The organism is Aeromonas sp. S13(2024) (genome assembly GCF_041402405.1).
Taxonomy (GTDB): Bacteria; Pseudomonadota; Gammaproteobacteria; order Enterobacterales; family Aeromonadaceae; genus Aeromonas; species Aeromonas veronii.
Genome location: NZ_JBGLRA010000024.1, coordinates 1 through 12,336, shown reverse-complemented (window position 1 = coordinate 12,336; position 12,336 = coordinate 1). Strand labels below are relative to the sequence as shown.

Sequence of the window (12,336 nt, the reverse complement as noted above, 5' to 3'; positions counted from 1 at the left end):
ACCCTATTCGGGCTGGATATGTTTGAATTCCAGCAGATGACGTTCGCCTTCCAGCTCCGGCACCCGCAACTCATGACAGGCTACCAGACGGATATTGGCAGGCAACTGGGCCAGCTCCTGCTCGGGATATTGTCCCTTGAGTGCCAGGAAGCAACCCTGTTCTGACGGCAGGTGGTGACACCAGCTCAGCATGTCCTCCAGCGAGGCAAATGCCCGACTCAGTACACCATCAAATCCCACCTCGGGTTGATACTCTTCAACCCGGGATTTGACCGGCGTCACATTGGTCAGACCCAGCTCCTGGATCACCTGACGGATGAAGTTGATCCGCTTGCCCAGACTGTCGAGCAGGACGAACTGCTTGTCCGGATTGATGATCGCCAGCGGCAATCCCGGCAGGCCGGGACCTGTCCCCACGTCGATGAAGCGCTCACCGTGCAAGTGGGGGCTTACCACCAGGCTATCGAGGATATGCTTGACCAGCATGGCGTCCGGATCTCGCACCGAGGTGAGATTGTAAGCCTTGTTCCACTTGTGCAGCAACTCGACCAACTGCACCAGTTGGCTCTTTTGGGTATCGGTGATAACAATTCCGGCCTGCATGAGCAGGCCGTTCAATCTTTCCAGCATATTTTCCAACGGTAAGAATCCTCAGGCGGTTTTACGCAGCAGGCCGTGTTTTTTCAGGTGAACCAGCAGGATGGAGATGGCCGCCGGGGTGATGCCGGAGATGCGGGAAGCCTGACCAATGGTCTGCGGCTTGGCATCGTTCAGCTTGGCTTTCACCTCGTTGGAGAGGCCGTTCACCTCGCGATAGTCCAGATCCAGCGGCAGCAAGGTGTTCTCGTTGCGCAGCTGCTTTTCCACTTCATCGTGCTGACGCTCGATGTAACCGGCGTACTTGATCTGGATCTCAACCTGTTCGGCCGCGGCAGGATCAGTCACGGAAGGGCCAACCCCTTCGATAGCCATCAGCGCATCATAGGTCACCTCGGGGCGACGCAGCAGCTCTTCCAGACTCTGTTCGCGGGTCAGCGGGGTATTGACCAGGGCGTTGACTGCCTCCAGTGACGGATGTTGCGGGTGGATCCAGGTTGAACGCATGCGCTGACGCTCCAGCTCGACCTGTTCCATCTTGGCGTTGAATTTGCTCCAGCGCTCGTCATCCACCAGACCCAGTTCGCGACCGATGGCAGTCAGGCGGATATCGGCGTTGTCTTCACGCAGCAGCAGGCGGTATTCGGCGCGGCTGGTGAACATGCGGTAAGGCTCGCGGGTCCCCAGGGTGGAGAGATCGTCCATCATCACGCCCATGTAGGCCTGATCCCGCCGCGGATTCCAGGGATCCTTGTCCTGGGCACGCAAGGCCGCGTTCAGACCGGCCATCAGGCCTTGTGCCGCCGCCTCTTCGTAACCGGTCGTGCCGTTGATCTGGCCGGCGAAGAACAGGTTTGGAATGCACTTGCTCTCCATGTTGGCCTTGAGATCCCGCGGATCGAAGAAATCATATTCGATGGCATAGCCGGGGCGGGTGATGTGGGCGTTCTCGAAGCCGCGCACAGAACGGACGATCTGCACCTGCACGTCAAACGGCAGGCTGGTAGAGATCCCGTTCGGGTAGAGCTCGTGGGTGGTCAGGCCTTCCGGCTCGACGAAGATCTGGTGCGCCGTCTTGTCGGCAAAACGGGTGATCTTGTCTTCGATCGACGGGCAGTAGCGCGGGCCGATCCCCTCGATCACCCCGGCGTACATGGGGCTGCGATCCAGGTTATTGCGGATCACTTCGTGGGTACGCTCGTTGGTATGGGTAACGTAGCAGGGCACCTGACGGGGATGCTGGCTGGCATCACCGATGAAAGAGAATACCGGACGCGGATCGTCACCGTGCTGCTCCTGCATTACGGAGAAATCGACGCTGCGGGCATCGATGCGCGGAGGGGTACCCGTCTTGAGACGATCGATGCGCAGCGGCAGTTCACGCAGGCGCTGGGCCAATGCGATCGAGGGTGGATCCCCGGCGCGGCCGCCCTTGTAGTTTTCCATCCCGATGTGGATCAAACCATTCAGGAAGGTACCGACCGTCAGCACCACAGTCTTGCCGCTGATGCGGATCCCGCTCTGGGTGACCACACCGGCAACACGATCCCCATCCATGATCAGATCGTCACAGGCCTGCTGGAAGATCTTCAGGTTCGGGTAGTTCTCCAGCATCTGGCGAACGACGGCCTTGTAGAGCAGGCGATCCGCCTGGGCACGAGTGGCTCGCACTGCCGGGCCTTTGGAGGAGTTGAGGGTGCGGAACTGGATCCCGCCAAGATCGATGGCACGCGCCATGATCCCGCCGAGTGCGTCAACTTCCCTGACCAGGTGTCCCTTGCCGATCCCGCCGATCGCCGGATTACAGGACATGTGTCCCAGCGTATCGATATTGTGGGTCAGCAACAGGGTGTTCATGCCCATACGGGCTGCCGCTGTTGCTGCTTCGGTTCCGGCATGACCGCCACCGACGACGATCACATCAAATTGTTCATGGTATTGCATTGGGATCACCTTGATCTGCACGCCTGAAGATCTTTATTTGCCTAGGCTAAAGGGCGGAACATTCTATCTGTTTCGCGTCCTGAGGGGAACGTCTACTTAACGTTCAGTATGAAGGGAGGATCCACTAATTAGATCTTAAGGATCTTTAGATCGATCTTTTACTTGATCTCTTATTAGGATCCGCCCTTTCTGTTGATAAGCACTTTTTGATCATAAAGATCATTAATTTAAGGACGATCCTAGCTTGTGGAAAAGCTTGGATCCTGGCCCGGTGAACGAGGGGATAACCAGGACTTTTATACACAGAGGTCTGTCGGTCTGGATCTAATACATGGATAACTATAGGTTTTGCAGAGCTTTACACCGTAGTTATACACATTACCCCTGGGCGTTGTGGGTAACCTTGTAGAACAACTCCCCCGGATCAATCTGTTAATAACATGGTGGATAGTCGATCTGGGGATAAGTGGGGGAGATCAAGCTTTTCTTCAGGATCTCCCGTACGCTGATCAGGCGATCATCGTCATCCAGTCGCGGATCCACACTTCTGCGGCATCTTCGGGGATCTCGTGTTGGGTCACATCGATGTCGAGCCGCTCGCCGATCCGGCTGGCACCGCACTCGGCCAGCAGCCGATCCAGCGTCTTGCCACCTTGGCAAAAGGTGTCATAACTGCTGTCGCCAAGGGCGATCACGCCATATTTCAATGAATTAAGATCCGGATTCTGCTCGGCAAGATCCTTGGCGAAGGGTTGCAGGTTATCGGGCACATCCCCGGCACCATGGGTGGAAGTGACCACCAGCAGGATGGATCCCGCATCATCCAGCACCTCTGCCAGCTTGGCCGGGTTGTGGATCCGGGTCTGGTGGCCAGCCTGTTCCAGCAGGTTGGCGACGTGGTCTGCGACATATTCGGCGGCGCCCAGCATGGAGCCGACGACGAGATTGAGTTTGGCCATGGAATGGATCCTGATTTCAGACAAAGAAACGGAAAGCCGGATTCTACCGCCAAAGGGTGTGGATAAATATGGATAAAGCTTGGGGATAATGGATCCAGTCAGATAATGCCACCGGATCCATCCTGCCGATCTTTTTTCTGCTTCTTTATATTCCTCTCCATTTTCTTCTCCGCTCATAGCTCTCCTGATGGCTCCCATCTCCCGCGGAATTCTGCCAACGATGCAGTCAGATAACAATGTAGATGCAAATGATTAGCAATTATTGAATCGATTCGATCACGGCTCCTGTAGTAGGATTGCGCTGCTTTATTCGCCCATGGAACAGGGTGATGTCGTGACAAACGACCAAAAATAACAATTAAAACAACATAACTCATTGATAAACGAGACTTTATATGATTGCGCAAAAATACACTACAGGACCCGGCAAGAAGGGCGCCTTCGGCGTGCTTTCGCTCTCCGGTTTGCTCGTCTCCCTGCCGCTGATGGCCGAACAAACCACCGCTGAGCTGCCCAAAGCCAGCGAAACCATGGTGGTGACAGGTACGGCCATGAAGGTGGAAGTGCCGATGGCCGAGACCCCTCGCGCCGTCTCAGTGGTTAATCGCGAGGAACTGGATCAGCACGCCGTGTTGCAGCTGGATGAAGCGATTCGCTACCGTTCCGGCGTATTGACCGGCCTCTATGGCTCAGACAACAACACTGACTGGTTCAAGGTGCGTGGCTTCGATGCCGCCTCTTATCTGGATGGCAACCGGTTGTTTGGCACCGGCTACTACGTCTGGACGCCGGAACCGTTCGGTCTGGAGAGTGTGGAAGTGCTGAAGGGGCCAGCCTCGATCCTTTACGGTGAGGCACCTCCGGGTGGGGTGATCAATGCCATCAGCAAGCGGCCGACCGCCACGCCGCAAGGGCAGGTGGATCTGCAGCTTGGCAGCCGGGATCATCGTCAGGTCGGGGTGGACGTCTCTGACGCGCTCTCCGACAACAGCCGTTACCGCATGGTTGCTCTTTATAAAGAGCGTGATGGCGTGCTCACTGGCACCTATAACGATCGGGTTTATATGGCGCCGAGCGTCACCTTCGATCTTTCGGATCGTACCAGCCTGACACTGCTGGCCAGTTTCCTGCACGACGAAGGGGTCCCGACCAACGGCTTCTTCCCGGTCTATGGCACCCTGAATACGTCAGGTGGCCAGATTGATCCCTCCACCAACCTGAGCCAGCCGGATTACGATCGCAACCGCAATACCCAGATCTCCACCGGTTACGAGCTGGCCCACCAGCTCAACCAAACCTGGGAGTTCAAGCAGAACGTCCGCTTCAATTACAACGATCTGCTGCTGCGCCAGACCTATATCTTCCCGACCTATGAAGGCACAACTGCCAGTCGTGGCCTGGTTTACCGCGATGGCAATACCAAGAGTGCCACCATGGACAACCAGATGGTGGGCTACTGGAACACCGACAGCACCGAGCAGACCTTGTTGCTGGGGGTTGATCTGCAGCGTCATGTCAATGAAGGGGTCGAGGCCGACAACTACGCCATGGGCACCATCAATACCATGAACCCGGATTACAGCGGCTTCCCCGGTTTTGACGAGTCGACCGCCACTCACCAGAAGAGCAGCAAGGGCCAGAGCGGCCTCTATGCCCAGCACCAGATCCGCTGGGACGATCGCTGGTTGCTGACTGCCGGTGGCCGTTTTGACTATGTGGAGACCCACAACACCAATACCAGCAAGGACGAGCGCCAGTACGATCACGAGCTATCCCTCTCGGGCAGCCTGATGTATCTGGCTGACAACGGCCTCTCTCCCTACTTTGCCTATGCCGAGTCGTTCGAGGTGCTGCCGGGGATCGATCCTAACACCCGAAACTCCTACAAGCCGCTCAAGGGCAAGCTCTACGAGACCGGCGTGAAGTATGCGCCTGCCTTCCTCGACGGTTACATCAATCTGGCGCTGTTCGATCTGGCCCAGACCAACTCGCTGGTCTCTACCGGTTCAGGCCAGCAGACCCAGGCGGGTGAAGTGACCTCTCAGGGGATTGAGCTGGAAGGGAGCGTGCAGGTGACAGATGCGCTGCGTCTGACCGCTGCTTATACCTACACCGATGCCAAAACCAACGACACCGGCAGTGGCGATCGCCGTGCCAGCCTGATCCCGCGCCACCAGGCCTCCTTCTGGGGCAACTACAAGGTGCAGCAAGGGGTGGCTTCAGGTCTGGAGCTGGGTACCGGTGTGCGTTATATCGGTTCCAGCGTGGGTATTGGCGCCGTGAATGCGGACTACACCCCCATCTACGGCTCTGCCGAGGTGCCGGCCCATACCGTCTGGGATGCGATGATCGGGTATGACTTTGCCAAGAACTGGCGCGCCCAGCTCAACGTCAACAACCTGCTGGGTGAAACCTACGTGGCCAGTTGTGACTACTACTGCTACTACGGCGAGCCGCGCAGCGTAGTGGGCAGCATCAACTACCGCTGGTAATCGAAGTCGGGCGGGAACCGGGTTCCCGCCCTTCTTTTCACCCGCAGTTGTTCTGATCTCTCTGGAATACCGGTCCGTTATGGAACTCTTGTCTCTGGTTTATCGCCAATATCGTTGGCCCTTCATCGCCATTACCCTGCTCAGTCTGCTCAGTGCCGTCAGCGGGATTGGCGTCATTGCCTTTATCAATCAGTCTCTTATCGAATCTATAGGTGATCCGCTGCCGATCCTCGGTCAGCTGGTCGGCCTGATTGTGTTTCTGCTGGTGATCACGCTCGGATCTCAGCTGGCCCTGACCACTCTCGGTCACCATTTTGTCTACCGGTTGCGTGGCCGTCTGCTCAAGCAACTGCTGGATACCGATGTAGCCCGCATCCGCCAGATTGGTCTGGGGCCGCTGCTGGCCTCCCTCTCCAGTGATATCGGCCAGATCACCATCGCCTTCGTGCGCCTGCCTGAGCTGGTGCAGGGGCTGGTGCTCACGCTGGGTTCTGCCCTTTACCTTGGCTGGCTCTCTCCTGCATTGCTTGGGGTGACTGCGCTCTGGGTCACCGTCACCATGGTGGTGGGCTGGTTGCTGGTGAACCGTGTTTATCGCCATCTCTCCCACATGCGTCAGGCCGAAGATCGGCTCTATCAGAACTATCAGGCCATCATCGCGGGCAGCAAGGAGCTGGCGCTCAACCGCGAGCGGGCTCACTTCGTTTACCACCAGCTCTATGAGCAGAATGCCCGTGACTACCGCCAGCAGATCATCCGCGCCGACACCTATCACCTGAGCGCGGTGAATTGGTCGAATATCATGATGCTGGGGGCCATCGGTCTGGTCTTCTTTCTGGCTAACGGCCTTGGCTGGGCCAACACCAATGTGGCCGCCACCTTTGCGCTGACCTTGCTGTTCTTGCGCACCCCGCTGTTGCAGGGGATTGGCGCCCTGCCGACCCTGCTTGCCGCTCAGGTGGCGTTCGACAAGATCGCCGCCCTCAATCTGGCCGAGCCGGATGCTGACTTCCCGCTGCCGCCCGCCATCCGCCCCTGGCAGCGTATCGAGCTGGAGCAGGTGAGCTTTCACTATCAGGGGGAGGGCGGCTTTGCCGTTGGTCCCATCGATCTGGTCATCGAAAAGGGGGAGCAGATCTTCATCATCGGTGGCAATGGATCCGGCAAGTCGACCCTGGCCATGCTGCTGACCGGCCTTTACCAGCCGGTATCGGGCCGGATCCTGCTGGATGGTGAGCCGATCACCGATCGCAACGGCTATCTGGCGCTCTTCTCCACCATCTTCACCGACTATCACCTGTTCCAGCACCTGCTGGGGCCGGAACCCAAAGATGAGCTGGTAGCCGAGTGGCTGGAGCGATTGCAGATGGGCAGCAAGCTCACCATCGAGGATGGTTTTATCGCCGATATCGCTCTCTCTCAAGGGCAGCGCAAGCGGGTCGCCCTGCTGCTGGCGCTGGCCGAGCAGCGCGAGGTGATGCTGTTTGACGAGTGGGCTGCGGATCAGGATCCCCAGTTCCGCCGCATCTTCTATCAGGTACTGCTGCCGCGCCTCAGGGAGATGGGCAAGACGGTGATCGCCATCAGCCACGACGATCACTACTTCCCGCTGGCCGATCGCCTGCTGGAGATGCGTCAGGGCCAGCTCACTGAACTGATCGGCGCGCGCCGTGCCGCAGTGAGCCGCGATGCGATCGCCCATCTGGATTGCGAGGTGCCGGCTTGATGCCGGCACCGATGAGACTGGCGGCAAGCCAGCACAGGAATTGCTTATGTTCGAGATGAAATCAGCCAGCTTCACGGTCAATGACCGCACGCTGCTGCACCCCACCGACCTGAGTTTCGAGCAGGGACAGGTCTATGGCCTCATCGGCCACAATGGTTCGGGTAAATCGACCCTGCTCAAGCTGCTGGCACGCCAGCAACCCCTCAGCGATGGCGAGATCCAGTTCGATGGCAAGCCGCTGCCCGACTGGGGCAACCGAGAGTTCGCCCGTCAGGTGGCCTATCTGCCCCAGCATCTGCCGAGCGCCGAGAATTTGCTCGGGCGGGAGCTGGTGGAGATGGGCCGCTACCCCTGGCGTGGCCTGCTGGGCCGGATGGGGGCGGAGGACCACCGCCAGGTCGAGCGGGCCATCGCCCTAACCCATACCGAACGCTTTGCCGATCGGCTGGTGGATACCCTCTCCGGCGGCGAGCGGGGGCGGGTCTGGCTGGCGATGCTACTGGCCCAAGAGAGCCGCTTTATCCTGCTGGACGAGCCGCTGGCCGCGCTGGACGTGGCCCATCAGGTGGAGGTACTGACGCTCGTCAAGCAGTTGAGCCGTCAGCTCAACCTTGGGGTCATCATCGTCATTCACGACATCAATATGGCCTCCCGCTTCTGTGATCGGTTGGTGGCGCTCCATTCCGGCCGCCTGCTTACCCACGGCGAACCTGAGGGGATCATGACCAGCGAGACCCTGCACGCCATCTATGGCATTCCGATGGAGGTCATTCGCCACCCGGCTCATGCTCATCCCATCGCAATCGTCTGACCGGGGGCATCCTTGAACCTTTTATTGAAGAAGATGGCCCCCTGCCTTATCAGCCTGTTGTTACCACTTGTGGCGCAGGCCGACACATCCCCGATCGCTTCTGCGCCGCTACCCCGTATCGCCACCGTCGACTGGACCATAGCCGAGACCCTGCTGGCACTCGGGGTGACGCCGCTGGCCGTTGGGGATGCAGGCCCCTATCAGGCATGGGTCGGCGAGCCACGGCTACCTGCCGGAGTGGTGGATATCGGCCTGCGCACCCAGCCCAACCGTGAGCTGCTGGCGGAGCTCAAACCCGATCGCATCCTCATCTCGCCGCTGGCGGCCCCGCTGGCACCAACTCTTTCCCGCATCGCGCCGGTGAGCACCATTGCCCTTTATGATGGGCAAACCGATCTGTGGCAGCGGCTGCACGAGGTGACCCTGACCCTCGCCCGTATAGTGGGCAAAACCGCCGAGAGCGAACGGCTGCTGGCCGGGCTGGATCGGGATCTCGCCAGAATGCAGGCCAGATTGCCTGCGGATCTGCCACCTCTGCTGGTGGTGCAGTTTATCGATGAGCGCCATGTGCGGGTGTTCGGTCGCCACAGCCTGTTCGATGCGGTGATGACGCGGCTCGGGCTGCGTAATGGTTGGCAGGAGCAGACCAATGACTGGGGGTTCTCGGTGGTCAGTATCGAGCAGTTCATGACCTTGCCAACCGCGCGGCTGGTGGTGGTCGATCCCATCCCGGTAGGGGTGAGCGAACGGCTGCAGGAGCCTGGGCTGTGGCAGCATCTGCCGCTGGTACGCCAAGCCCCCGTGCTGCATCTGCCTGCGGTCTGGAGTTTTGGTGGCGTATTGGCCGCCCGCCGTTTCGCCGGTCTGCTCAGCGATGCATTGTTGCAAGATGCCGAGCGTATGGAGGCTAGCCGATGAAGCGACTGCTCACATCGCCGCTGCTGCGGCCGGTCTCGATCCTGCTGGGGTTGACCCTCTTGCTCGCGTATTGGGAGCTGGCTCGCCAGCTGCCCGGTGCGCTCTGGTGGCAGAGCCTCTTCGCCCCCAATCTTAATGATGTCAGCCAAGCGGTGGTGCATTTCAGCTGGCTGCCCCGCTTGGCTGTCACCCTGTTGGCCGGGGCGGCGCTCGGGCTGGCGGGTACCCTGATGCAGCAGGTGCTGCGCAACCCGCTCGCGTCACCGACCACCTTGGGGGTGGCCTCCGGTGCCCAACTGGCGTTGATGATGGTGACCCTGTTTGCCCCCTCCTGGTTGCTGCTGGGGCGGGAGTGGATCGCCATGGCCGGTGGCAGCCTCGCGATGGCACTGGTGTTTGCCCTGGCCTGGCGTCGCCAGCTCAATCCGGTGGTCATCGTCTTTGCCGGGCTGGTGATCAACCTCTATCTGGCGGCCATCAGCATGGGGTTCTTGCTGTTCTTTCAGGAGGAGCTGAAAGGCTTGCTGGTTTGGGGTAGTGGCTCGCTAGTGCAGAACAGCTGGAGCGGGGTGAGTTACCTGTTGCCCCGCCTGCTGGCAGCTGCTGCGTTGGCCGCGGTACTGGTGCGCCCGCTGGCGGTGCTGGAGCTGGATGATGCCAGCGCCCGTAGTCTGGGGGTCTCCCTGCAGCATCTGCGTTTTGCCGGACTGGGGCTGGCGGTGTTTGTCACCGCTTGCGTGGTGAGCGTGGTTGGGCTGATCGGCTTTATCGGGTTGGCAGCGCCCGCCATGGTGCGGCTGCTCGGGATCCGCCAGCTTGGCCAGCGGCTGCTGTGGTCTCCAATCCTCGGCGCCCTGCTGCTGGCGGCGACCGATCTGCTGCTGCAGAGCCTGAGTCGCTTCTGGCCGGTCTTGATCCCCACCGGTGCCATGACCGCCCTGCTGGGCGCGCCGCTGCTGCTTTGGCTGATCCCGCGCCTTGGCATCAAGTCGGGTGCGCCTAAGGCAAACGTCGGCCTGCTGGTGGCTCGCCATCCGGCACCGGCTCGCCTTATTGGCCTGTTGCTGGTCGGGCTAATGCTGGCCGTGGTCGCCTCCCTGCTGGTTGGACAGGGAATGACGGGCTGGAGTTGGCCGAGCTGGCTCCGCTGGCAGGCCCAACTGGAGTGGCGGTTGCCGCGCACTCTGGCGGCTGGGGCGGCTGGCGTGCTGCTGGCGCTGGCGGGCACCCTGCTGCAGCGGGTCAGCAACAACCCGATGGCGAGTCCGGAGCTGCTGGGGGTGAGCGGCAGCACTTTTATGGGGGTGATAGCGACAGCCTTACTGCTGCCAGCTTTGCCCCTGCCGCTGATGCTGGCCGGTGGCTTGCTCGGTGCCTTCGGCTGCCTGTTGCTGCTGGTGGTGGTCAATCGCAAGCACGGCTTCCAGCCGGAGCGGATCCTGCTCTCAGGTATTGCCATCACGGCGTTGTTTGAGCCGCTGCAGGCCATTGCGTTGGCCAACGGTGACCTGCGGGTGCAGCAACTGCTCTCATGGATGTCCGGTTCTACCTATTACGTCACCCTGCCGGTGGCCTATGGGCTGGTGGGGCTGGCGCTGTTGATGCTGGCCGCCTGCCTGTTGGTGAGCCGTTGGCTCGATCTGCTGCCAATGGGGGCGGCGGTAGCCACCGCACTCGGCATTCGCCTCAACCGTGCCCAGCTTGCCATCCTGCTGCTGGTGGCCGTGCTCACCGCCAGCGCCACCCTGGTGGTGGGGCCGCTCTCCTTCGTTGGTCTGCTGGCACCACATATGGCCAAGCTGATGGGGTTGGTGCGGGCACGCTGGCACCTGCTTGGGGCCGCCGCTTCCGGCGCCCTGTTGATGGTATCGGCGGACTGGGTCGGCCAGCAGATCCTCTTCCCGCAGGAGGTGCCGGTCGGGCTGGTATCCACCTTGTTAGGAGGCGCTTACTTCATGTGGTGCCTGCGTCGCCTCTAGGTTTGCGGACAAAAAACTGTCTAGTCCTGAAATAGGTTTACACATTTTCAACTAGCATTTCTCTACTCAGAACCCCCTATGTACCGCATCGGGGGTTCTGTATTTCAACGCATGATGCGGCCGCTCCGCGTTGTAAATATCCACTGCCTCACGCACCATCTCCCGCGCTTGCGTTAAATCCTGCGGGCTTTGCAACAATAACTCTCCTTTCAAAATCCCGTTCACCCGCTCCGCCAACGCATTCTGGTAACAGTCATACCCATCCGTCATCGAGCATTTCACCCCGTACCGTTCATGTAATGATTGATACAGTCCCGAGCAATACTGCACGCCGCGGTCTGAGTGATGGATTAACTCCCCGCTGCCACGTCGTTGCTTCAGTGCTTTCTTGAACGCCATCGCCACCGACTCCGCGTGCATTCCTTCGTGTACGTGGTGGCCTACTATCTTGCGTGAGTACGCATCCGTCACCAGGCTCAGGTACAGCGGCCCGCTCCTGGCTGGCAGATAGGTGATATCAGCGACCCAGACCTGCTCCGGGGCCACCGGTGTGACCTGCTCTGGCCCCGCCTTGAGCAAGTTGGGATGACGGTAGAAACGGTGAAAACTGTGGGTGGTCTTGTGATACGCCCGCTTAGGCTGCACCAGCAGGCGGTGCTCGGCCAATATCTGAAACAGCCTGTCCCGCCCGACCTTGAGCCCGTCATCATCCTGACCCTGCAGCAGATAATGCAGCTTGCGAGTGCCCACCCGCGGTTGTCGCAGTCGAACCTGACGCACAAAGCGCACCACCTGTAGCCCTTGTGCATGGCGCTCGTCGGCGACCCGATTGCGCTTGTAGTAAGCCTGCCGGCTTATCCCCAGAAACAGGCAAGCCCTGACAATGGTCAGCCTCTCGACTTGCCGCTGC

9 protein-coding genes are annotated in these 12,336 nt (G+C 59.9%); 5 read left to right on the top strand and 4 right to left on the bottom strand.

The window, feature by feature from the left end; all coding sequences use genetic code 11:
• Positions 1-3: 3 nt before the first annotated feature.
• The 3 genes from rsmG to mioC form a co-directional block, all read right to left on the bottom strand.
• On the bottom strand, positions 4-630 hold the full coding sequence (gene rsmG, locus ACB042_RS19775) for a 16S rRNA (guanine(527)-N(7))-methyltransferase RsmG (protein ID WP_041202839.1): 627 nt from the start codon (positions 628-630) through the stop codon (positions 4-6).
• A gap of 21 nt (positions 631-651) precedes the next feature.
• Positions 652-2,541 carry a tRNA uridine-5-carboxymethylaminomethyl(34) synthesis enzyme MnmG gene (gene mnmG, locus ACB042_RS19770; RefSeq protein ID WP_058056584.1) on the bottom strand — a complete coding sequence of 630 codons (1,890 nt, stop codon included), beginning with the start codon at positions 2,539-2,541 and terminating at the stop codon, positions 652-654.
• Between the two features lie 509 nt (positions 2,542-3,050).
• A complete protein-coding gene (gene mioC / locus ACB042_RS19765; RefSeq protein ID WP_181363335.1) occupies positions 3,051-3,500 on the bottom strand; it encodes an FMN-binding protein MioC in 450 nt (149 codons plus the stop codon).
• 395 nt (positions 3,501-3,895) lie between these two features.
• Between mioC and ACB042_RS19760 the strand changes: the two genes are divergently transcribed.
• The 5 genes from ACB042_RS19760 to fhuB all read left to right on the top strand — a co-directional run bounded on the left by ACB042_RS19760 (position 3,896) and on the right by fhuB (position 11,426).
• On the top strand, positions 3,896-5,992 hold the full coding sequence (locus tag ACB042_RS19760) for a TonB-dependent siderophore receptor (protein ID WP_371178976.1): 2,097 nt from the start codon (positions 3,896-3,898) through the stop codon (positions 5,990-5,992).
• A gap of 79 nt (positions 5,993-6,071) precedes the next feature.
• A complete protein-coding gene (locus ACB042_RS19755; protein ID WP_371178975.1) occupies positions 6,072-7,718 on the top strand; it encodes a multidrug ABC transporter permease/ATP-binding protein in 1,647 nt (548 codons plus the stop codon).
• A 46-nt stretch (positions 7,719-7,764) separates the two neighbouring features.
• A complete protein-coding gene (locus tag ACB042_RS19750) occupies positions 7,765-8,529 on the top strand; it encodes an ATP-binding cassette domain-containing protein (protein WP_371178974.1) in 765 nt (254 codons plus the stop codon).
• A gap of 33 nt (positions 8,530-8,562) precedes the next feature.
• Complete coding sequence (locus tag ACB042_RS19745) at positions 8,563-9,447, top strand: ABC transporter substrate-binding protein (protein ID WP_371178984.1); 885 nt, start codon at positions 8,563-8,565, stop codon at positions 9,445-9,447.
• Positions 9,444-11,426 carry a Fe(3+)-hydroxamate ABC transporter permease FhuB gene (fhuB, locus tag ACB042_RS19740; RefSeq protein ID WP_371178973.1) on the top strand — a complete coding sequence of 661 codons (1,983 nt, stop codon included), beginning with the start codon at positions 9,444-9,446 and terminating at the stop codon, positions 11,424-11,426. The genes ACB042_RS19745 and fhuB overlap by 4 nt, the downstream gene beginning before the upstream one ends.
• A 66-nt stretch (positions 11,427-11,492) precedes the next feature.
• Here the strand turns inward: fhuB and ACB042_RS19735 are convergent.
• On the bottom strand, positions 11,493-12,336 hold an 844-nt coding region (locus tag ACB042_RS19735), incomplete at its 5' end, for an IS3 family transposase (protein WP_371178972.1).